Source organism: Streptomyces auratus, assembly GCF_050433025.1.
GTDB classification, from domain to species: Bacteria; Actinomycetota; Actinomycetes; order Streptomycetales; family Streptomycetaceae; genus Streptomyces; species Streptomyces sioyaensis.
Genome location: NZ_JBNGCB010000003.1, coordinates 3,821,655 through 3,847,081, shown reverse-complemented (window position 1 = coordinate 3,847,081; position 25,427 = coordinate 3,821,655). Strand labels below are relative to the sequence as shown.

General features: G+C 71.4%; 1 protein-coding gene. It reads right to left on the bottom strand.

Annotated elements, in window-relative coordinates:
- Window positions 1-34 precede the first annotated feature (34 nt).
- Complete coding sequence (locus tag BKA18_RS36080) at window positions 35-25,381, bottom strand: type I polyketide synthase (protein WP_429638755.1); 25,347 nt, start codon at window positions 25,379-25,381, stop codon at window positions 35-37.
- Window positions 25,382-25,427: the final 46 nt, after the last annotated feature.

Genomic DNA, 25,427 nt, shown 5'->3' with positions numbered 1-25,427 from the left:
CCTCGAACAAAGCCGAGCGGTTCCCCGCGTCCGGTCACGACGTTCCCAGTTCCTTGTCGATGAGGTCGAAGAGTTCGCCGGCGGTCGATGCCGAGGCCAGCTCGCCGTCGTCCTCATCGGTTTCCGTGCACGGATCCGCGCCTTGCTCCTGCGTGCCGCCGCCCTGCCAAAGCTCGGTCAGCGCCCGCAGCCGGTCGGTGATCTCGGCCCGTTCCTCGTCGCCGACCGTGGCCCCGGCCAGCGCTGCCGCCAGCCGGGTGAGCTCGCCGAGGATCGGCTGCGCACCCGAGGTCTCGGGCAGGTCGATCTCGTCCAGGACATGGCGGACCAGAACGAGCGGCGTCGGGTAGTCGAAGACGAGGGTGGCGGGCAGCCTGAGCTGGGTCGCCGCGTTGAGGTGGTTACGGAGTTCCACCGCCGTCAGCGAGTCGAAGCCCAGCTCCTTGAAGGCCTGGTCGGGCTCGATGTCCTCGGCGGATCCGTGTCCGAGGACGAGGGCCACCTGGGTGCAGACCAGGTCGAGCAGATACTGTTCGCGGTCCGCCGCAGGCAGCGCGGCCAGTCGCTCCGCGAGATCCTGCGGTGCCTGCGTTCCCTTCGCCGCGGCGGAGGTCGCGGTCTGGCGGCGGGCGGGTGCCCGGACCAGGCCGCGCAGCAGCGGCGGTACGGCCTCGGGGTGCGCACGCAGCGGCGCCGTATCGAGGTTCATCGGCAGCAGCAGGGGACGGGCCAGGTCCCGTGCGGTGTCGAGCAGACCGAGCCCCTGTTCCGGGGTGAGCGGAAGCATGCCGCCGCGCGCCATGCGCTGGAGATCGGCCTCGCTCAGCTCGCCGGTCATGCCGACGCCGGGAGCCCAGGCGCCCCAGGCCAGCGACTGTGCGGGAAGCCCCAGTCCGCTGCGCCGGCGGGCCAGCGCGTCCACGAAGGCGTTCGCGGCCGCGTAGTTGGCCTGGCCGGCACTGCCGAACGTCCCGGCCACCGAAGAGAAGACCACGAACGCGGCCAGGTCCTCGTCCCGGGTCAGCTCGTCCAGGTGACTCACCGCGTCCGCCTTCGGCGCGAACACCTTGTCCAGCCGCTCCGGCGTGAGCGAGGACAGCACGCCGTCGTCCAGCACCCCGGCCGTGTGCACGACCGCGGTGAGCGGGTGCTGCTTCGGTACGGAGTCCAGCAGCCCCCGCAACGCCTCGCGGTCGGCGCTGTCGCAGGCGGCGACGGTGACCTCGGCACCGAGGGCGGCCAGTTCGTCGCGCAGCGCCTCGACGCCCGGAGTCTGCTCGCCGCGCCGGCTGGCCAGGAGGAGGTGGCGCACTCCGTGCGCGGCCACCAGATGCCGGGCCACCAGCGCGCCCAGCCCGCCCGTACCACCGGTCACCAGCGCCGTGCCCCGGGGGTCGAGGGGAGCCGGCACGGTCAGCACGACCTTGCCGACATGCCGGGCCTGGCTGAGGTACCGGAAGGCCTCCGGCGCTCTGCGCACGTCCCAGGCCGTGACCGGCAACGGCTGCAGGGCGCCCTGCTCGAAGAGGTCGAGGAGTGCGGTCAGCATCTCCCCGATCCGCTCGGGACCGGCCTCCCACAGGTCGAAAGCCCGGTACCGGACATCCGTATGCGCGGCCGCGATCTCCTGCGCATCGCGGACATCGGTCTTGCCCATCTCCAGGAACCGCCCGCCCCGCGGCAGCAGCCGCAGTGAGGCGTCCACGAACTCCCGCGCCAGGGAATCCAGGACCACGTCCACGCCCCGGCCACCGGTCTCTGCCAGGAACGACCGCTCGAAGTCCAGATCGCGCGAGGACGCGATATGCGCCTCGTCCAGACCCGAATTCCGCAGGGTCTCCCACTTCCCCGGGCTCGCGGTGCCGAACACCTCCGCGCCCAGGTGCCGCGCCAGCTGCACCGCGGCCATGCCGACGCCGCCGGCGGCGGAGTGCACCAGCACCGACTCGCCCGCCTGTACTTCGCCCAGTTCCACCAGCGCGTAGTACGCCGTCAGGAACACCACGGGAACCGAGGCCGCCTGCGCGAACGACCACCCCTCGGGGATGCGGGCCAGCAGTCGGCGGTCGGCCACCGCGAGGGGGCCGAAGGCACCGAAGAACATACCCATCACCCGGTCACCGGGCTGCAGGTCCTGCACTCCGGGACCGACCTCCAGGACCACCCCGGCGCCCTCACTGCCGAGTGCGCCGGCCTCGCCGGGGTACATCCCCAGCGCGTTGAGCACATCACGGAAGTTGACGCCTGCCGCACGCACCCCGATGCGGACCTGTCCGGCCCCCAACTCGGTTGCCACATCCGGGCATTCGGCCAGCCGCAGATTTTCCAGGGTGCCCTTGTCGGCGATGTCCAGCCGCCAGGCGTCCCCGTCCGTGTCGGGCCGGCGCAGCGCGTCGGCGGACGCGACCCGGGCCAGCCGCGGTACGTGCACCACTCCGGCGCGGACCGCGGCCTCGGGCTCTCCGCTCGCCAGTGCGCCGGGCACGGCGGCGGTCGACTCCGCCGTTCCGTCGAGGTCGATGAGCGTGAACCGGCCCGGGTTCTCCACCCCGGCGGCCCGTACCAGGCCCCAGACGGCGGCCTGCGCCGGGTCCGGGTGGTCCGCGTCCGAGGTACTCACGGCGCCCTGCGTGAGCAGGACCAGACGGGAGGCGGCGAAGCGCTCGTCCGCCAGCCACTTCTGGAGCAGTGCGAGCGCGTCGTGGGCGACGGTGTGCGTCCCGGCGACCGCGTCGGCCGGGTCGTCCGTCCTGGTGGAGCTGACGAGAACCACGGGAGGCACCTCGTCGGCCAGCTCACTCAGGCTGTCCGTCGCCTCCACCCGTACGGCGGTGCCGTCCAGGGCCACGGCCAGCGCCATGTTCCCGACGACCGCCCACTGTTCCTCGTCCTGCACGGGAGGCGTCGGCGCGGTGACCCAGTCCACCTGGAACAGCGCGTCGTGGTACGGCGCGCTGCCACTCATCTGCTCACCAGATACCTGACGGAGCGTCAGCGACTCGATGGAGGCGACGGCACCTCCGGTGGGGTCGGCCAGTTCGAGAGAGACGGACTCGGGTCCGGACTGCACCAGACGGACCCGGAGGGCGGTGGCGCCGGCGGCCTTCAGGGAAACGCCGTTCCAGGAGAACGGCAGCCGGCCGCGGCCGACGTCCTCCATGGACACGAACATCATCGCGTGCAGCGCGGAGTCGAGCAGCGCGGGATGCAGACCGAACGCGCCGGCCAGCCCGTCGTGCTCGGCCGGCAGTCCGACCTCGGCGAAGATCTCATCGCCGCGCTGCCAGACGGCCGTGAGCCCCCGGAAGACCGGACCGTAGGCGAACCCGGCCTCGGCGAAGCGACCGTAGAAGTCGTCGACCGAGGTGGCGTCCGCGTCGCGCGGAGGCCAGACGGTGAAGTCGTACGGCTCGTCCGGGGCCGCTGCCGCTCCGGTGGACACCACGCCGCTGGCATTGAGCACCCACGCCTGCTCGGCGGCGTCGTCCTCCGGCCGGGAGTACAGGTTCAACGTCCGCCGCCCGGCCTCGTCCGGCGACTCCACCGCGAGCTGTAGTTGTACCGCCCCGCGCTCGGGCAGGACGAGCGGCGCGGCGATGGTGAACTCGTCCACGCGGTCGCAGCCCACCTCGTCGGCCGCGCGGACGGCCAGTTCGAGGAAGCCCGTGCCGGGGAACAGGACGCTCCCGGTCACCGCATGGTCGGCGAGCCACGGGTGGGTGTGCAGCGACAGCCTTCCGGTGAAGAGGAAGGCGTCGGAACCGGCCACCTCGACCGCCGCGCCGAGCAGCGGGTGGTCCGCCGATCCGAGACCCGCCGAACTGATGTCGCCGGTCGGCATGAGGGGCGGCCTGGGCCAGTAGCGGTGCCGCTGGAACGCATAGGTCGGCAGACCGACGCGGCGGGCATCGCCGCCCGCGAAGGCGGCCTCCCAGGTCAGCGGGGTACCGGCGGCAAACACCTGGGCGAGGGCGGTGAGGAGCCCGGTGGCCTCCGGACGGTCCTTGCGGAGGGCGGGGACGAGGAGAGGGTCGGCGGCCGCGTCGGTGTCGAGGCATCCCTGTGCCATGGCGGTCAGGGTGCCGTCCGGCCCGATCTCCAGGAATCGGGTGACCTCGTGCTCCGCCAGCCACTGGATGCCGTCGGCGAAGCGGACGGCATCGCGGACGTGCCGCACCCAGTATTCGGGAGAGGTCAATTCTTCCGCCGTGCCGAGCGCCCCGGTCACATTCGAGACCACCGGGATACGGGGCTCCGCGTACGCCACACTCTCGGCGACCGACCGGAACTCGTCGAGCATCGGCTCCATGAGCGGGGAGTGGAAGGCGTGGCTGACCTGGAGGCGCTTCACCTTCCGGCCCTCGGACTCGAAATGCCCCGCGATCTCCGCCACCGCGGATTCCTCACCGGCTATCACGACCGACTGCGGGCCGTTCACCGCGGCAATGCTCACCCGCTGTTCGTGGCCCTCCAGTAGCGGCAATATCTCATCCTCGGCGGCCTGAAGGGCGACCATCGCGCCGCCCGCCGGCAACGCCTGCATCAGCCGGCCGCGCGCCGCCACCAGACGACACACATCCTCCAGCGACAACACCCCCGCCACATGCGCAGCCACCAACTCACCAATGGAATGGCCCACCAGATAGTCGGGGCGCACACCGAAGGACTCGACGAGCCGGAACAGCGCCACCTCCACCGCGAACAACGCCGGCTGGGTGAATCCGGTCTGGTTCAGCCTCTCCGCATCCGCATCCGCATCCGTATCCGCGTCCTCGGTCTCACCGAAGACCACACCCCGCAGCGGCGAGGCCAATTCACTGTCGAAGTGCGCGCAGACGGAATCAAAGGCGTCCGCGAAGACCGGAAACGCGTCGTACAACTCCCGGCCCATTCCCGACCGTTGTGCGCCCTGCCCGGTGAACAGCAGGGCCAGTCGGCCGTCGGCCTTTGCGGCTCCGGTGACGGCGTTCGGAGCGGATTCGTCGGCCGCTATGGCGGCCAGGCCGCGGAGCAGCTCGTTCCGGTGCGCGCCGAGGACCACGGCGCGGTGTTCCATGACCGACCGGGTGGTGGCCAGCGACAGCCCCACATCGACCGTCCGCAGGGCCGGGAATGTCTCCACATGCGCGAGCAGCCGGGCGGCCTGGGCCCGGAGCGCGGACCTGGTCTTGCCGGTGATCACCCAGGGGGAAGGGGCGGCTTCCGCTGCCGTCCGGTCGTCCTCGGCAGCGTCAGCAGCATCGGCGTCGTCCGCGAGTACGGGCGACTCCTCGGACGCCACGGGCGCGGCAACGTCCTTGGACGGGGCTTCCTCCAGGATCGTGTGGGCGTTGGTGCCGCTGATGCCGAACGAGGACACACCCGCCCGCCGCGGCCGATCCGTCTCGGGCCACTCCACCGACTCCGTCAGCAACCGCACGTCGCCCGCCGACCAATCCACATGCGACGACGGCTCATTGACGTGCAGCGTCTGCGGCAGCACACCGTGCTGCAACGCCAGCACCATCTTGATGACACCCGCCACACCCGCAGCCGCCTGCGTATGCCCGATATTCGACTTCACCGAACCCAGCCACAACGGCCGGTCCTCATCCCGGCCCTGGCCATACGTCGCAAGCAACGCCTGCGCCTCGATCGGATCACCCAGCGACGTCCCCGTCCCGTGCGCCTCGACCACATCCACGTCGGAGGGCGAGAGTCCCGCACCGGCCAGCGCCTGCCGAATCACCCGCTGCTGCGAGGGGCCGTTGGGGGCGGTCAGACCGTTGGACGCACCGTCCTGATTCACAGCGCTGCCGCGTACGACAGCGAGCACCCGATGCCCATTCCGCCGCGCATCCGACAACCGCTCCACCACCAACACACCCACACCCTCAGAAAACCCCGCACCATCCGCAGCATCCGAAAACGCCTTACACCGACCATCAGCAGCCAACCCCCGCTGCCGACTGAAATCCACAAACAACCCCGGCGTCGACATCACCGTCACACCACCCGCCAACGCCAAATCACACTCACCCGCACGCAACGACTGCACCGCCAAATGCAACGCCACCAACGACGCCGAACACGCCGTATCCACCGTCACCGCAGGACCCTCAAGACCAAACGTGTACGACAACCGCCCCGACACCACACTCGCCGCATTACCCGTACCGATATAACCCCCCAAATCCTCCTCACCCGACGCCACCAACAACCCCGTGTAATCCTGACCATTCGTCCCCGCAAACACCCCCGTACGAGAACCCCGCAACGACCCAGGAACAATCCCCGCCCGCTCAAACGCCTCCCACGACGCTTCGAGTAGCAGTCGCTGCTGCGGATCCATCGCCACCGCCTCACGCGGCGAAATCCCAAAGAACGCCGGATCGAACTCATCAACCCCCGGCAAAAACCCACCCTCACGCGTCGACACCTTCCCCGGCACACCCGGCTCCGGGTCATACAACCCCGCAACATCCCAACCACGATCCACCGGGAACGGCACCACACCATCCCCACCCCCCACCAACAACCCCCACAACTCCTCCGGCGACCCCACCCCACCCGGGAACCGACAACTCATCGCCACAATCGCCACCGGTTCGTCGTGCTCCGGCTGTCCCGCCGGCGCGACGGCCGGCGCCGTGGCCGCCCCTTCGTCGGCTGCCGTGTCGGACAGTTCGGCGAGCAGGAAGTCCGCGAGTACCGCGCAGGTGGGGTAGTCGAAGACGAGAGTCGCGGGCAGCCGCAGACCGGTGATGCCGTTCATGCCGTTGCGCAGCTCGACGGCGCTGAGCGAGTCGAATCCGAGGTCGCTGAAGGCGCGTTCGGGGTCGACGGCGGAGGGGCCGGCGTAGCCGAGGACGGTGGCGACATAGCTGCGGACCACGTCCAGGACCATGGCGGCGCGTTCGGACTCGGAGAGTCCGGCGAGGTGCTGGAGCAGCTTGCCGGCGTCGGACCCGGTGTCGTCGCTCTCCTGTGCCGTCTCCAGGACGCGTTGGGCGTCGGGGAGGTCGCGCAGCAGGGCGCTGGGCCGGGAGGCGGTGAAGGCGGGCGTGAACTTGTCCCAGCCGAGGTCGGTGACGGAGACGTAGGTCTCGTCGTGGTCGAGGGCCTGCCGGAGCGCGCCGCAGGCCAGCTCGGGCTGCATGTCGTAGACGCCGTAGCGCCGGAGCCGCTCGCCGACGGCGCCCTCGCCCATGCCGTCTCCGGACCAGTGGCCCCAGGCGACGGCGGTGGCGGGGAGCCCGTCGGCGCGGCGCCGGTCGGCGAGTGCGTCGAGGAAGGCGTTGCCGGGGGCGTAGTTGCCCAGGCCCGGGCCGCTGATGGTGCCGGAGGTGGAGGAGAACAGCACGAACGCGGACAGGTCCCGGTCGCGGGTCAGCTCGTGGAGGTTGAGCGCCGCGGTGACCTTGGCGCGCAGCACGGTGTCCATGCGGCCGGGGTCGAGGGAGTCGAGCACACCGTCGTCCAGGGAGCCCGCGACATGCATGACCGCATCGAGCGGGTACTGCTCGGGGACGGTGGCCAGCAGGTCGCGCAGCGCTTCACGGTCGGCGACGTCGCAGGCGGCGAAGGTGACGCGGGAGCCGAGCGCGGTGAGTTCGGCTTCGAGTTCTGCTGCGCCCGGCGCGTCGGCGCCGCGGCGGCTGGTGAGCAGCAGGTGCTCGGCGCCTTCGCGGGCCAGCCAGCGGGCGATGTGGCCGCCGACGGCTCCGGTGCCGCCGGTGACGAGTACGGTGCCGCGGGGCCGCCAGGTGCGCTGTGCCGGTGTGCCGGCCAGGGGGGCGCGTACCAGGCGGCGGCCGTAGGCTCCGGAGCCGCGCAGGGCGATCTGGTCCTCGCCGTCCGGGCCGGCGAGCAGGGCGCAGAGGCGGTCCGCGGCCCGCTTGTCGAGCGTCTCGGGCAGGTCGAGGAGGCCGCCCCAGCGATCGGAGTGTTCCAGGGCGGCGACCCGGCCCATGCCCCAGACCAGGGCCTGGTGGACGTGGGTGACGGACTCGGACCGGCCGATGGCGACCGCCCCGCGGGTCCCGCACCACAGGGGCGCCTCGATGCCGAGATCGCCGAGCGCCTGGAGCAGGGCCAGCGTCCCGGACAGGCCGAGGGGCACGGCGGGGTGGTCGGGGTGGGCGCGCTCGTCCAGCGGGAGCAGCGAGAGGACGCCGGTGATGTCGTCGTCGGCGAGCGCCTCGCGCAGCCGGCCGGTGGTCCGCTCGCGGCTGGAGCCGTCCTCGGGAGCCAGGTCGACGAGGCGTACCCGGGCGCCGTGTGCGGTGAGCGCGTCCTGCACCGCGGCCACCTGGCCGTTGGCGGGTTCCGCCGCCGGGGCGACCAGCAGCCAGGTGCCGTGCAGGGCGGCGGCGGTGCGCTCGGCGAGTGGTGTCCAGCGCACGGCGTAGCGCCAGCTGTCGACGGTGGACTTCTCGCGGCTGTTCCTGCGCCACGACGACAGCGCGGGCAGTACGGCGCTCAGCGGCTCGGTGCCGTCCAGGTTGAGCGCGTCGGTCAGCGCCTGGAGGTCTTCCTGTTCGACGCTCTCCCAGAACTTCGCTTCGACGGCGTCGGACAGCGGGCCGTCCTCGCTGCCGGCGGCGGCCAGTTCGCGTGCCTGGGGCCAGTACCGCGCCCGCTGGAAGGCGTACGTCGGCAGGTCGACGCGGTGTGCGCCGGTGCCCGCGAAAACGGCGGTCCAGTCGACGGCCACGCCCTGGGCGTGTGCTTCGGCGAGGGAGGTGAGGAGCCGGCCGAGGCCGCCCGCGTCCCGTCGCAGAGTGCCGAGCACGGCGGCGTCCGTGCCGAGCGCGTCCACGCAGTCGCGGATGCCGCCGGACAGCACGGGGTGCGGGCTGACCTCGATGAAGGCGCGGTGTCCGGCGGCCACCAGACCGCGGATGGCGTCCTCGAACCGTACGGTCTGCCGCAGGTTCGTGTACCAGTAGTCGGGGTCGAGGCCGGTGGTGTCCTGCCACCGGCCGGTGACGGTGGAGAAGAACGGGATGGTGGCTTCGGCCGGGCTGATGCCGTCGAGGGCGTCGAGGACCTGGGTCCGCACCGGCTCGACCTGTGCCGAGTGGGAGCCGTAGTCGACGGACACCTTGCGGGCCTGCACACCGTCCGCGGTCAGTGCGGCGAACAGCTCGTCGAGCGCGTCCGCGGCACCGGAGACCACGACGGAGGCGGGGCCGTTCACGGCGGCGACGGACAGCCGCTCGCCCCACGGCTCGATGCGCTCGCGCACCGCTTCGGCGGGCAGCTGGACGGACATCATGCCGCCGCTTCCCGTGATGGCGGTCAGGGCCCGGCTGCGCAGGGCCACCACCCGCGCCCCGTCGTCCAGGGTCAGCGCCCCGGCGACACAGGCGGCGGCGATCTCGCCCTGGCTGTGCCCGACGACCGCGTCGGGCTCGACTCCGTAGGAGCGCCACAGTTCGGCGAGCGACACCATGACGGCCCACAGTGCGGGCTGGATGACGTCGACCCGTTCGAGGTCCGGTGCGTCGGCGTCGCCGCGCAGGACAGCCGTCAGCGACCAGTCGACGAAGGGGTCGAGGGCGCGTTCGCAGGCGGCCAGCCGGTCGGCGAACACCGGTGAAGTGTCGAGCAGTTCGCGTGCCATGCCGGCCCACTGGCTGCCCTGGCCGGGGAAGACCAGGACGGGGCGGGCACTGCCGTCACGGGCGACGCCCCGGGGCACGTCGGAGACCATCGCGCCCTCGGCGATCTCGCGCAGGCCGCGGTCGAGGTCCTCCCGGTCGGCCGCGACGAGCACCGCCCGGTGCTCGAATGCGGAGCGTGTCGTGGCGAGCGAGAAGCCGAGACCGGTGAGGTCGCCCTCGGCGGGCCGGGCGAGCAGGTGGGAGCGCAGCCGTGCGGCCTGGTCGCGCAGTGCTTCCGCGGTGCGCGCCGACAAGGGCACCGGCACGACGGGGAGGGCGGTCTGTGCCGGGGCGTTCCGCTGCGCCGGCTGCCGGGGTGCCTCCTCGACGATGACGTGCGCGTTGGTGCCGCTCATGCCGAACGAGGAGACGCCGGCCCGGCGGGGCTCGTCCGCGTCCGGCCAGGTGACGGCCTCGTTGAGCAGCCGTACGTGGCCTGCCGTCCAGTCGACGTGCGGGCTGGGCTCCTCGGCGTGCAGCGTCCTGGGCAGCAGCCCGTTGCGCAGCGCCATCACCATCTTGATGACGCCGCCCACGCCGGCCGCGGCCTGGCTGTGCCCGATGTTCGACTTGAGCGAGCCGAGCCACAGCGGACGGTCCTCGTCCCGGTCCTGCCCGTAGGCCGCGATCAGGGCCTGCGCCTCGATCGGGTCGCCGAGGGTGGTCCCGGTGCCGTGTGCCTCGACGGCGTCGACCTGCCGGGGGCCGAGTCCGGCGGCGGCCAGTGCCCGGCGGATGACGCGCTGCTGGGACGGGCCGTTGGGCGCGGTGAGGCCGTTGGAGGCACCATCCTGGTTGAGGGCGCTGCCACGGATGACGGCCAGGACGGGATGCCCGTTGCGCCGGGCGTCGGACAGCCGCTCGACGGCCACCATGCCGACACCCTCGGCCCAGCTGGCGCCGTCGGCGTCGGCCGAGAACGGCTTGCACCGGCCGTCCTCGGCGAGCGCCCGCTGCCGGCTGAACTCGATGAGCGAGCCGGGGGTGGACATCACCGTCACACCGCCCGCGAGCGCGAGATCGCACTCCCCCTGACGGAGCGACTGGACGGCCAGATGCAGGGCGACCAGGGACGACGAACAGGCGGTGTCGACGCTGACCGCCGGCCCTTCGAGGCCGAGGGTGTAGGCGATCCGCCCCGACAGCACGCTGGGCGAGTTACCGGTGCCGACGTACCCCTCGAAGCTCTCCTCCGCCCCGCCGAGGATGCCGATGTAGTCCTGATAGGTGACGCCCGCGAAGACGCCGGTGAGGGTGCCGCGTGCGGCGGCGGGGTCGATTCCGGAGCGCTCCAGGGCCTCCCAGGACGCTTCGAGGAGCAGCCGCTGCTGCGGGTCCATCGACAGCGCCTCGCGGGGGCTGATGCCGAAGAAGCCCGGGTCGAAGTGGCTGGCGTCGTGCAGGAAGCCGCCTTCGCGGGTGTAGCACGTGCCCGGGTGGTCCGGGTCCGGGTGGTACAGGCTGTCGAGGTCCCAGCCCCGGTCGGCCGGGAACGGGGAGATCCCGTCGCCGCCCGCGGCGACCAGCTCCCACAGCTCCTCGGGGGTACGGATACCGCCCGGGTAGCGGCAGCTCATCCCGACGATGACGACCGGGTCGTCGTCGACGGGCACACCGGTCGGCGTGGGCGCCAAGTCGCCTGTCTCTCCCGTGAGTTCACCGTCCAGGTAGCGGGCGAGTGCCACCGGGGTCGGGTAGTCGAACACGAGCGTGGCGGGCAGGGCCATGCCCGTCGCTTCCCTGAGCTGGTTGCGCAGCTCGACGGCGGTGAGGGAGGTGAACCCGAGATCGGTGAAGCTCCGCGAGGGCTCCACCTCGTCGGGCCCGGCGTAGCCGAGGACGTGGGCGATCTGGGTACGGACGAGAGTCAGCAGCACGCGGCCGCGTTCGGCCGCCCCCTTCCCGGCGAGCCGGCGCGCCAGGCCGGAGACCGCGGTCGCCTGCGCACGTGTGGCGATCCGCCGTCCGGAGCCCTGCGCCAACGCGGTGAGAATCGGCGGCAGTTGGGCCGAGGAGCCGCGCAGTGCGGCGCGGTCCACCCGGGCGGGAAGCAGCACGGTTCGGCCCGTGGCCTGGGCGGCGCCCAGCAGCGCCGCACTCTCCTCCACCGACACCGCGGAAAGCCCCGGGGTGCCGGCGCCGGACGGCGGGAGCAGCGCCAGGGCCGGCAGGCCGGCGGCGGCACGGCGGTGGGCGAGCGCGGCCAGGTGCCCGCAGGACGGGGCGCCGGCCGAGCCGATGCCCATGAGGACGAAGGCGGACGGAGCGCCGTCCTCGTCGGTCCCGCGGGTCAGGTCATCGAGGCGCCGTGCCGTGTCGACGTCGCGGGGCTGATCGAGGTCGGCGGTGTGGACTACGGCGGTGAGGGGGCGTTCGGTCGCTTGGATCGCGGCAATGGCCGCCTCCAGGCCATCGGGGCCCGGCCTCGGGTCGCCTTCCCCGTCCTGGTCCTGGTCCCCGTCCTGGTCCTGGTACGCGACGGTCTCCACTTGCGCCTCAAGCACAAGGGCAGCGGCGACCTGCTCGGCGAACGGTCCGGTGACCAGGACCGTTCCTCCGGGCGCCACCTCCAGCGCAGTGGCGGCGGTCGATGCGCACCGCACCAGCCGGGCCGCCGACACCTCGCCCCCGCGGACGGCCATCTCGGGCTCGTCCGTGGCGAGCGCGGCGGGCAGCACACGGAGGGAGTCGGGGTCGTCATCGACGTCCACGAGCACGATCCGGCCCGGGTGTGCGGCCTGGACCGCGCGGAGCTCTTCCCGGAGGGCGGCGGCCTCGGCGTCCGGAGCGTCGTCACCGAGGGCGATGGCGCCTCGGGTGACGAACACCAGACGGGCCGCCGGCTCCTGCTCCAGCCGTTCGCCGAGCGCGCTGAGCACGGTGTGTGCTTCGGCCGCGGTGGCGACACCGGTCACGAGCACCGTTCCGTCCGTCGTGGAGTCGGCAGCCTCCGCAGCCTCGACGGCGTACGTGCCCAGCGCCTCGGCCAAGCCCAGCCGGTCGCTCCCCACTACGGTCAGCCGCGGCGCATCGGCATCCGCTGCCGCGTCCTCGCCGGTGTCCGACTCCATGGCACGTTCCACGGCGATCGGTGCCCAGTCGAGACGGAGCAGCGAAGCCGGCAGCGAAGGCGTCCGGTCGTCCCGCAGCTCGCCGGTCTTGCGCATCAGCATCGACTCGACCGCGAGCACCGGCTGCCCGGAGCCGTCAGCTGCCTGGAGGGACACCTCGTCAGGCCCGCGGCGGGTCAGTCGGATGCGGAGCGAGGTCGCGCCGGTCGCCTGCAGGGCGGCGCCGCTCCATGCGAACAGCACGGCCTCTGTCGCCACACCGTCCAGCAGGCCGAGACCGAGCGGATGGAGCGCCGCGTCCAACAGCGCCGGATGGAGGGCGAATCCCTCGGCCGCGGACTCCGGCAGTTCGGCCTCGGCGTACACACCGTCGGCGCCCTGCCAAACGGCGCGCACACCGCGGAAGGCCGGACCGTAGTCGAACCCGGCCGCCGCCAGCCCGTCGTACAGGTCGTCGATGTCCACGGGCTCCGCGCCGGCAGGAGGCCACTCCGCGAAGTCGAAGCTCTCCGAGAGCCCGCTCTCCGCCAGGACGCCGCTCGCATGCCGCGTCCACGGCGCATCGGCCGGGGCCGCCGCGGGACGCGCGTACACACCGAGCGCCCGGTCACCGGAGGCATCCGGGTCCTCGATGCGGAGTTGCAGCTGTACGGCACCGTCCTCGGCGAGCACCAGCGGTGTCTCAAGGGCGAGTTCCCTGATGTGCGAGCAGCCGACCTCATCCCCTGCGCGCACCGCCAGCTCCAGGAGTGCGGTGCTCGGTAGGACGATCGCGCCCGCAATCCGGTGCTCGGCAAGCCACGGCTGCGTCCGGGGCGAGAGACGCCCGGTCAGCACCACCTCATGGCCACCGGCCAGGGCCACCGTCGCACCCAGCAGCGGGTGCTCGGCCGCGGCAAGGCCGATCGATGAGGCGTCTGCCGTGGTGGACGGTATCTCAAGCCAGTAGCGCTGGTGTTGGAAGGCGTAGGTGGGGAGGTCGACGGCGGTGGGGGCAGGAGCGGTGACAGTGGCGGTGAAGAATGCCTGCCAGTCGATGGCGGTGCCGTGGGCGAACGCTCGGCCGGCGGCAGTCAGCAGCGCGGACACCTCGCCACGGTCATCGCCGCGCAGAGCAGGGATGAGGACATGGTCCGCGTCCGCGTCGGTGTCGAGGCATCCCTGCGCCATGGCGGTCAGGGTGCCGTCCGGCCCGATCTCCAGGTACCGGCTGACCTCGTGCTCCGCCAGCCAGCGGACACCGTCGGCGAAGCGGACGGCTTCGCGGACGTGCCGGACCCAGTAGGCGGGGGAGGTCAGCTCCTGTGATGTGGCGAGCTCGCCGGTCAGGTTCGAGACCACCGGGATACGGGGCTCCGCGTACGCCAGGCTTTCGGCGACCGACCGGAACTCGTCGAGCATCGGCTCCATGAGCGGGGAGTGGAAGGCGTGGCTGACCTGGAGGCGCTTCACCTTCCGACCCTCGGACTCGAAATGCCCGGCGATCTCCGCCACCGCGGATTCCTCACCGGAGATCACAACCGACTGCGGACCGTTCACCGCGGCAATACTCACCCGCCGCTCTTGGCCCACCAGCAGCGGCAATACCTCATCCTCGGCGGCCTGGAGAGCGACCATCGCGCCACCCGCCGGCAACGCCTGCATCAGCCGCCCGCGCGCCGCCACCAGTCGGCACGCATCCTCCAGCGACAGGACACCCGCCACATGCGCAGCCACCAACTCGCCAATGGAATGCCCCACCAGGAAGTCCGGCCGCACACCGAAGGACTCCACCAGCCGGAACAGCGCCACCTCCACCGCGAACAACGCCGGCTGAGTGAAACCGGTCTGATTCAGCCTCTCCGCATCCTCGCCGAACACCACGTCCCGCAACGGCGTTGCCAACTCACCATCGAAGTGCGCACACACCGCATCAAACGCATCCGCGAAGACCGGGAACGCGTCATACAACTCCCGACCCATCCCCAACCGCTGCGCACCCTGCCCCGTGAAGAGCAGCGCCAGCCGACCTCCTGCATCCACCGCACCGGTTACTGCACCGACCGCGGCATTTCCCTCTGCGACGGCGGTCAGGCCTTCGAGGAGTTCGGCGCGCTCGGTGCCGAGGACGACGGCCCGGTGTTCAAACGCCGAACGCGTCGTGGCCAGCGCAAACCCCACTTCCGGCGCGCCGAGCTCGGGCCGCGCCTCCACATGCGCCAACAACCGCTGCGCCTGCGCCCGCAACCCCTCCCGACTCCGCGCGGACACCACCCACGGCACCACACCCCCGACCACACCCAACGGCCCGGCTTCCGAAGCTTGCTCCACCGGAGCCTGCTCGATCACCACATGCGCGTTGGTCCCACTGACGCCGAAGGCAGAGACAGCCGCCCGCCCCGGTCGGCCGCTCTCCGGCCATCCGACAGCCTCGGTGAGCAGCCGCACGTTGCCCGCCGACCAGTCCACATGTGACGACGGCTCCTCGGCATGCAGGGTCCGCGGCAGGATGCCGTGCTGGAGCGCCAGCACCATCTTGATGACGCCCGCCGCACCCGCGGCCGCCTGCGTGTGCCCGATGTTCGACTTCACCGAACCCAGCCACAACGGCCGGTCCTCATCCCGGCCCTGGCCATACGTCGCCAGCAGCGCCTGCGCCTCGATCGGATCGCCCAGGGACGTACCGGTGCCGTGCGCCTCGACCACGTCCACATCCGACGGCGACAGCCCCGCACCCGCCAGCGCCTGCCGGATCACCCGCTGCTGCGAGGGACCGTTCGGCGCGGTCAGACCGTTGGAGGCGCCGTCCTGGTTCACGGCGGAGCCGCGTACGACCGCCAGCACCCGATGACCGTTGCGCCGGGCATCCGAGAGCCGCTCCACCACCAGCACACCGGCGCCCTCAGCCCAACCGGTGCCATCAGCAGCATCCGAAAACGCCTTGCACCGACCATCAGCAGCCAGGCCGCCCTGAAGGCTGAACTCGACGAAGGCTCCGGGGTTTCCCATGACCGTCACACCACCGGCGAGGGCGAGATCGCATTCGCCCGAGCGCAGGGACTGCGCGGCCAGATGCAAGGCGACCAGCGACGACGAGCACGCCGTGTCCACCGTGACCGCCGGCCCCTCAAGACCCAGCGCATACGACACCCGGCCCGACACCACAGCGCCCGAGCTACCGGTGAGCAGGTGTCCCCCGAGCCCTTCCGGAGCCTCCCGCAGTCCGGCCCCGTAGCCCGAGCTGCTGGCACCGACGAAGACGCCGGTACGGCTGCCCTTGACCGAAGTGGGGCTGACGCCCGAGCGTTCGAGGGCTTCCCAGGAGGTCTCCAGCAGCAGTCGCTGCTGCGGGTCGATCGCCACCGCTTCACGTGGGCTGATACCGAAGAACGCCGGATCGAACTCGGTCGCATCGTGCAGGAATCCGCCCGCACGTGTCCGACTCGCACCTGACTGGTCGGCGTCGTTCCCGAAGAGGGAATCGAGGTCCCAGCCACGGTCCGTCGGAAATCCGGAGATCGCGTCCTCGGCTCCGGCCACCAGCCGCCACAGGTCCTCGGGACTGGCCACCCCACCGGGAAGACGGCAGCTCATCCCGACGATGACCACCGGATCGTCCGAGGTGGACGCCGGCACCGGCAGACCGGACACCACGTCCGCCGCGGTCCCGAACAGCTCACCGTCCAGGAAACACGCCAAGTCGGTCGGCGTCGGATAGTCGAAGACCAAGGTGGCGGGAAGCCGAAGGCCGGTCTCCGCGTTCAGGCCGTTCCGCAGCTCGACCGCGGTGAGCGAGTCGAAGCCCAAGTCCCGGAACGTGACGCCGCTTTCGAGGTCAGCGGACTTGCCGTAGCCGAGGACTGCTGCGGCATGCGTACGCACCAACTCCAGCAGCGCCCGCTCCCGCTCCACACCCGACAACCCCGCCAACCGCTCCCGCACCACACCGGAACCCCCACCGCCGGCACCGACAGCCAACGCCGCCCGCACCTCCGGCAGATCCTCCAGCAACGGACTCGGACGGGCGCTGGTGAACGCCGGAGCAAACCGCTCCCACTCCACATCCGCCACCACCACCGAACCCTCACCCGCACCAACAACCGCCTCCAACGCGCAGACCGCGAGGACCGGATCGAGCGCCCTCAAACCACGCCGCAGCAGATGCTCCTCCGCGCCCTCCACACCAGCCATCCCGCCACCGGCCCACGGACCCCACGCAACCGAACAACCCACCGCACCCCGCGCACGACGCGCCTCGACCAGACCCTCCACAAACGCGTTCCCCGCCGCATACGCGCCCTGACCGCCACTCCCCCACACACCAGCAATCGAGGAAAACACCACAAACGCGTCCAACTCCCGATCACGCAATACCTCATCCAGCACCACGGCACCGGAAACCTTCGCCTCCATCACTTCAGCGAAATGACCCCCGTCCGCCTCGCCCAGCGACACGGAATCCACCACACCCGCCGCGTGAACGACCGCGTCCACCACACACCCGGACAACAGCTCCTCGACCGCATCCCGATCAGCGACATCGCAAGCCGCCACCGTCACTCGTACCCCGAGGGCGGACAGCTCCGCCTCCAACTCCGAAGCACCAGGAGCCTCCAAGCCCCGGCGACTCGTCAGGACCACATGCTCGGCACCACGCTCGGCCACCCAACGCGCCACACGCCCACCCAACACGCCGGTCCCACCCGTGATCAGCACCGTCCCCCGCGGCTGCCAACCATCAGCCGTCTCACCGGCGGGAGCCGGAGCGCGCACCAGCCTGCGCCCGAACACCCCGGACGCCCGCACCGCCACCTGATCCTCAGAGCCATCCGCCAGCACACCCACCAGGCGGTCGAGCGCCCTACGGTCCACCGACTCCGGAAGATCCACCAGACCGCCCCAACGATCCGGCAACTCCAAAGCCGCAACCCGACCCAGACCCCACACGGCAGCCGCCGCCGGATCGAGACCACCATCCGACCGACCGACCGCGACGGCCCCCTGGGTCACCACCCACACACGCCCGCCGACACCCGCATCCCCCAACGCCTGCACCACCACAGCAGTACGCACCACATCCGCCGAACCCACCACCAACACCCCAGCGACCGGTCCCTCACCAGCCACCTCAGCCAAACGCTCGGCCAACAGCCCCCGGTCCACCTCCCCCGCGACACACTCCACCCGCTCAAGCGGCACCCCACACGCCGCCAACCCCTCCACCACGGCCTCGGCATACGCGTCCCCGGCCGCCACCACCGCAAGCCAACGACCGCCCAGTACCCCACCCGACGGCGCCACAAGCGGCTTCCACTCCACCCGATAGCGCCAGTTCCCACTCGGGTCGGAGGCAGGTGCAGGAATCGGCCAGAAGCGTTCGCGCTGGAACGCGTACGTGGGCAGATCCACCCGCCGGGCGGCGGGGAAGCACGTACGCCAGTCCACATCCATGCCGAGCACGAACGCCTGCGATACCGCGGTCAGCAGGGCCTCGGTCTCGGAGCGGTCCTTGCGCATCGCGGGAAACAGCGACACATCAGGTGCCGAGAGGCAACCCTGCGCCATGGCGATCAGGGTGCCGTCCGGGCCGATCTCCAGGAACCGGGTGACCTCGTGCTCCGCCAGCCAGCGGATGCCGTCGGCGAAACGGACGGCATCGCGGACGTGCCGCACCCAGTAGGCGGGGGACGTCAACTCATGTGACGTAGCGAGCTCGCCGGTCAGGTTCGAGACCACCGGGATACGCGGCTCCGCGTACGCCACACTCTCGGCGACCGACCGGAACTCGTCGAGCATCGGCTCCATCAGCGGCGAATGGAAGGCATGACTCACCTGGAGCCGCTTCACCTTCCGACCCTCGGACTCGAAACGCCCGGCGATCTCCGCCACCGCGGATTCCTCACCAGAGATCACAACCGACTGCGGACCGTTCACCGCCGCAATACTCACCCGCTGCTCCTGGCCCTCCAGCAGCGGCAATACCTCGGACTCCGACGCCTGGATCGAGACCATGGCGCCACCGGACGGCAAGTCCTGCATCAACCGGCCACGGGCAGCCACCAGCCGGCACGCATCCTCCAGCGACAACACCCCCGCCACATGCGCGGCCACCAACTCGCCGATGGAATGCCCCACCAGGAATTCCGGCCGTACGCCGAAGGACTCGACCAACCGGAACAGCGCCACCTCCACCGCAAACAACGCCGGCTGAGTGAACCCCGTCCGATTCAGCCTCTCCGCATCCTCGCCGAACACCACACCCCGCAACGGGGTCGACAACTCACCATCGAAGTACGCACACACCGCATCAAACGCATCCGCGAAGACCGGGAACGCGTCATACAACTCCCGACCCATCCCCAACCGCTGCGCGCCCTGCCCCGCGAACAGCAGCGCCAGCCGGCCCTCGGTCTGGGAACCACGGATGACACCGGGCGTCCTGTGGTCATCGGCGAGCGCGGTCAGTCGGTGGAGTGCCGATGCCGGGTCGTCCGCCAGAACCACCGCGCGGTGGTCGAAGCGTACGGAGCGGGTCGTGGCGAGGGAGAAGCCCAGGTCCGCCAGGTCCAATTCGGGGTCGTCCGCGTAGGCCGCGCGCAGCCGAGCAGCCTGCGCGCGGAGGGCGGGCTCGGTACGTGCGGAGAGCACCAGCGGTGTGACGGACGGGCGTTCCGGTGCGGCCCCGGGGGCCTCGGTGGTGGGCGGCGGTTCGGGGGCGCGTTCCAGGACCACATGGGCGTTGGTGCCGCTGATGCCGAACGAGGACACGCCTGCCCGGCAGACGTGGCCCGCTGCTTCCTCGTCGAGCGGCCAGGCGACCGGCTCCGTGAGCAGCCGTATGTTGCCCTCCGACCAGTCCACGTGGGGCGAGGGCGCATCCACGTGCAGGGTCTGCGGCAGGACGCCGTGCTGGAGCGCCAGCACCATCTTGATGACACCGGCGACACCCGCGGCGGCCTGGGTGTGCCCGATATTCGACTTCACCGAACCCAGCCACAACGGCCGGTCCTCGTCCCGGCCCTGACCGTACGTCGCCAGCAGCGCCTGCGCCTCGATCGGGTCACCCAGCGACGTCCCGGTGCCGTGCGCCTCGACCGCGTCCACGTCCGAGGGCGTCAGGCCGGCGCTCGCAAGTGCCTGCCGGATCACCCGCTGCTGGGAGGGGCCGTTGGGTGCCGTCAAACCGTTCGACGCACCGTCCTGGTTCACCGCGGATCCGGCGACGACGGCCAGTACGCGGTGGCCGTTCCGCCGGGCGTCCGACAGTCGTTCCACGAGCAGCATTCCTACGCCTTCACCCCAGCCGGTGCCGTCGGCGCCCGCTGCGAACGCCTTGCACCGGCCGTCGGGGGCGAGCCCGCGCTGCCGGCTGAACTCCACGAAGGCTCCGGGCGTGGACATCACCGTCACGCCGCCCACCAGCGCCATATCGCACTCGCCGGAGCGCAGGGCCTGTGCGGCCCAGTGCAGCGCCACCAGGGACGAGGAGCACGCCGTGTCCACGGTCACCGCCGGGCCCTCCAGGCCGAGGGCGTAGGCGACTCGTCCGGACACCACGCTCGCGGCGTTTCCGGTACCGATATAGCCGTCGAAATCGTCCGGGGAATGGGCCAGTAGTGCCGGGTAGTCCTGGCCGTTCGTGCCTACGAAGACGCCGGCCCGGCTGCCCCGCACGGAGTGCGGATCGATGCCGGCGCGCTCCAGCGCCTCCCAGGACACTTCGAGCAGCAGTCGCTGCTGCGGATCGGTTGCCACCGCTTCCCGGGGACTCATGCCGAAGAAGGCGGGTTCGAAGCGGTCCACGTTCTTCAGGAAGCCACCGACATTGACGTACGTGGTTCCCGAGTGTTCCGGGTCGGGATCGTAGACCGCATCCAGGTCCCAGCCTCGGTCGGCCGGGAACGCTCCGACGGCGTCCGCGCCGTCCGACAGCAGCTTCCAGAAGGATTCCGGGGAGTCGACGCCGCCCGGGAAGCGGCAGCTCATCCCCACAATGACAAGGGGGTCGCCGTCGACTGCGGAGGGGGCCACCGGCTGCTCGACGTCCTCATGAGCCGGCGCGATCCGGGTGCGCAGAAAGCCGGCCAATGCCGTCGGCGTCGGATAGTCGAAGACCACGGTCGCGCTCAGTGTGATGCCGCACGCCAGGCTCAGCGCGTTACGCAGTTCCACGGCGATCAGCGAGTCGACACCGAGGTCCCGGAAGGGCCGGTTCGGCGGTACGTCGGCGGTGCCCGCGTAATGCAGCACCCCGGCGGCGTACGACCGGACGAGGTCGGTGAGTACGCGTTCCTGTTCGGCCGGCTCCAGCCCTGCAAGCTGTCGGTGCAGGTCGGAGCGGTGGTCCTCGCCGCCCGTCCCGTCGGCGCGCTCGATCGCGGTACGGATCTCCGGAAGATCACCGATCAGCGGGCTCGGGCGCACCGTGGCGAAGCCGGAACGGAAGTCCGCCCAGGTGATGTCGGCGATCACCAGTCCGGGCGTGCCGGAGCGGATCGCGTTCTCCATGGCGTCGACGGCGAGGTCCGGCCGCAGCGGGGACACTCCGCCCCGACGCATGCGCTCGGCCATCGAGGCGTCGCTCGCCATGCCGATCGCGCCCCACGGCCCCCAGGCGAGGGAGGTCGCGGGCAGTCCTTCGGCCGCTCGCCACTCGGCCAGGGCATCCAAGTAGGCGTTGGCAGCGGCGTAGTTGGCCTGGCCGGCGGCGCCGATGGCGCCCGCGAAGGAGGAGAACAGGACGAAGGCCGACAGGTCACGACCGCGGGTCGCCTCGTGCAGGTTGCGGGCCGAGACGGCCTTGGCCTGCATGACGGCGGCGAACCGCGCGGGCGTGAGGGCGTCGAGTACGCCGTCGTCGAGTACGCCGGCCGCGTGGAAGACGGCGTCGACGTGGTGTGCGGAGAAGAGTGCCTCGACCGCGTCCGGATCTGCGACATCGCAGGCCGCCACGGTCACTCGTACTCCGAGGGCGGACAGCTCCGCCTCCAGCTCCGGGGCACCGGGAGCGTCCGGGCCCCGTCGGCTGGTGAGGAGCACATGGTCGGCACCGCGCTCGGCCGCCCAACGCGCCACACGGGCACCCAACGCGCCCGTACCACCCGTGATCAGCACCGTGCCGCGCGGCTGCCAACCGTCGGCGGTGCTGTCCCCTGCGGGAGCGGGAGCGTGCACCAGCCTGCGCCCGAAGACCCCGGACGCCCGCACCGCCACCTGGTCCTCAGAGCCATCCGCCAGCACACCCACCAGTCGGTCGAGCGCCCTGCCGTCCACGGCCTCCGGCAGGTCCACCAGACCGCCCCAACGGTCCGGGAACTCCAGCGCCGCCACCCGGCCCACGCCCCACACGGCAGCCCGGACCGGATCGGGGCCACCATCCGCCCGACCGATCGCGACGGCCCCCTGCGTCACCACCCACAGACGCCCGTCGACACCGGCGTCGCCCAAGGCCTGCACCAGCACCGCAGTACGCACCGCGTCCGCGGCACCCAGGGCCAGCACGCCGGCGACCGGCTCCGCACCGGCCACCTCACGCACCCGCGCGGCGAGCAGACCCCGGTCCGTCTCCCCGGCGGCACACTCCACCCGCTCAAGCTGCACACCACACGCCGCCAGCCCCTCCACCACGGCCTCGGCGTACGCGTCCCCGGCCGCCACCACCGCGAGCCAGCGACCGTCCGGCATCGCACCGGACCGCGCGGCGAGCGGCTTCCACTCCACCCGATAGCGCCAGCCGTCCACCACCGACCGCTCGCGCCGCTGCCGCCGCCACGACGACAGCGCAGTCAGCGCCTCGTCCCACGAGGCATCACCAGCGATCGCGAGCTCCCCGGCCAGCGCCGCCGAGTCACCGCGCTCGATCGCGTCCCAGAGTTCCGCGTCGGCTCCGTCCAACGCGGGGGCCGCGACGCCGTCGGCCTCGGACGCCGTGGCAGCCAGCCAGTAGCGCTGACGCTGAAAGGGATAGGTCGGCAGGTCTACGGGCCGCGTCCCGGGCAGCAGCGCAGCCCAGTCGAGTACCACGCCGTGGGCATGCAGCTGCGCAAGCGCCGTCACCACGTGCTGCGCCTCGGACCGGTCCCTTCGCAGTACGGGGACCGCCACCTGCTCAGCGCCCTCCCCACACGCCTGCGCCATCGCGGTGAGCGTGCCGTCGGGCCCGATTTCCAGGTATCGGGTGACCTCGTGCTCCGCGAGCCACTGGATGCCGTCGGCGAAGCGGACGGCTTCGCGGACGTGCCGGACCCAGTAGTCGGGGGAGGTCAGCTCCTGTGATGTGGCGAGCTCGCCGGTCAGGTTCGAGACCACCGGGATACGCGGCTCCGCGTACGCCACACTCTCGGCGACCGACCGGAACTCGTCGAGCATCGGCTCCATCAGCGGGGAGTGGAAGGCGTGGCTGACCTGGAGGCGCTTCACCTTCCGACCCTCGGACTCGAAATGCCCGGCGATCTCCGCCACCGCGGATTCCTCGCCGGAGATCACGACCGACTGCGGACCGTTCACTGCGGCAATGCTCACCCGCTGTTCGTGGCCCTCCAGCAGCGGTAGTACCTCGGCCTCGGTGGCCTGGAGGGCGACCATCGCGCCACCCGCCGGCAATGCCTGCATCAGCCGACCACGCGCCGCCACCAGCCGGCACGCGTCCTCCAGCGACAACACCCCCGCCACATGCGCAGCCACCAACTCACCGATGGAATGCCCCACCAGGAAATCCGGCCGGACGCCGAAGGACTCCACCAGCCGGAACAGCGCCACCTCAACGGCGAACAGCGCCGGCTGGGTGAACCCCGTCCGATTCAGCGCCTCCACATCGTCATCGTCGCCGAACACGACGTCCCGCAGCCGCGCCCCCAACTCGCCCTCGAAGCACGCACACACCGCATCGAACGCATCCGCGAAGACCGCGAACGCCTCATACAACTCCCGTCCCATTCCCAGACGTTGGGAACCCTGACCCGCGAACAGCAGAGCTGTCTTGGCGCCGGTCCGGGCAGTCCCCCGCACGATGCCTTCGGCGTACGCGTCGCGGGCGAGGGCGTCCAGTGCCGCGAGCAGTTCCGCGCGGCTGCTGCCGAGGACGACAGCACGGTCCTCCAGTGCGGCGCGCGTCGAGGCGAGCGAGCGGGCAAGGTCCCGTATGTCGTCACCGGGCCGGGCCTCGACGTGCGCGAGCAGCCTTCGGGCCTGCGCACGGAGGGCGGAGTCACTGCGCGCCGAGAGCACCCAGGGCACCACCGGCAGGTGAACGGATGCGGCCGTATCGTCGTTCTGACCTTCTTCGGGTACGGGCTCCGGCTCGGGTGCCTGCTCGATCACCGCGTGCGCGTTGGTGCCGCTGACGCCGAAGGCGGAGACCGCTGCCCGTCCCGGTCGCCCGTTCTCCGGCCATCCGACAGCCTCGGTGAGCAGCCGCACGTTGCCCGCCGACCAGTCCACATGTGACGACGGCTCATCGACGTGCAGGGTCCGCGGAAGGATGCCGTGCTGGAGCGCCAGCACCATCTTGATGACGCCCGCCGCACCCGCGGCCGCCTGCGTGTGCCCGATGTTCGACTTCACCGAACCCAGCCACAACGGCCGGTCCTCGTCGCGGTCCTGACCGTACGTCGCCAGCAGCGCCTGCGCCTCGATCGGGTCGCCCAGGGACGTACCGGTGCCATGCGCCTCGACGGCGTCCACGTCGGCGGGCGACAGGCCGGCCGCCCCGAGGGCCTGCCGGATCACCCGCTGCTGCGAGGGACCGTTCGGCGCGGTCAGGCCGTTGGAGGCGCCGTCCTGGTTCACGGCGGTGCCGCGGACGACCGCCAGCACCCGGTGGCCGTTGCGCCGGGCATCCGAGAGGCGCTCCAGCACCAGCATGCCGACGCCCTCGGCCCATCCCGTGCCGTCCGCCGCCTCCGCGAAGGCCTTGCACCGGCCATCGGCAGCCAGGCCGCGCTGCCGGCTGAATTCGATGAACGCACCCGGGGTGGCCATCACCGTCACGCCGCCCGCCAGGGCGAGCGTGCATTCGCCGGACCGGAGGGCCTGTGCCGCCAGATGCAGCGCGACCAGGGAGGAGGAGCAGGCCGTGTCCACGGTCACCGCCGGGCCTTCCAGCCCCAGTGTGTACGCGACCCGACCCGACACCACCGAGGTCGAGTTACCCGTCAGGAGGTGGCCACGGACGTCGTCGGGAATATCGCGCAGGCCGGCGCCGTATTCCTGGCCGCTGGCGCCGACGAAAATGCCGCTGCGGCTTCCCCGCAGCCCGAGGGGATCGATTCCGGCGCCTTCGAAGGCCTCCCAGGACGCTTCGAGCAGCAGTCGCTGCTGCGGGTCCATCGCGAGCGCTTCGCGCGGTGAAATCCCGAAGAAGCCGGGGTCGAACTCGGTGGCCTCGTAGACGAAGCCGCCCTTGCACGAGTAGCTCGTGCCCGACCCGTCCGCCTCCGGGTCGTACAACGCATCGGCATCCCAGCCACGGTCCTGCGGCCACTCGGAGATGGCGTCTTCTCCGCTGTGCAGCAGTCGCCAGAATTCCTCCGGCGAGCTCACACCCCCGGGGAAGCGGCAGCTCATCCCGACGATTGCGACCGGCTCCTGCTGCTGCGATTCCAGCTCCTGCAGGCGCCGACGGGTCTCATGCAGGTCCGCGGTGACCCACTTGAGGTAGTCCCGAAGCCGTTCTTCATTCGCCATGTGGAACTTGCCCCATACGTTGTAGACCGGAACGGTTCACCAGCGG

Excerpts from the sequence above, each read along its gene's own strand:
- BKA18_RS36080 (WP_429638755.1), bottom strand. The coding sequence starts at position 25,381 with ATGGCGAATGAAGAACGGCTTCGGGACTACCTCAAGTGGGTCACCGCG.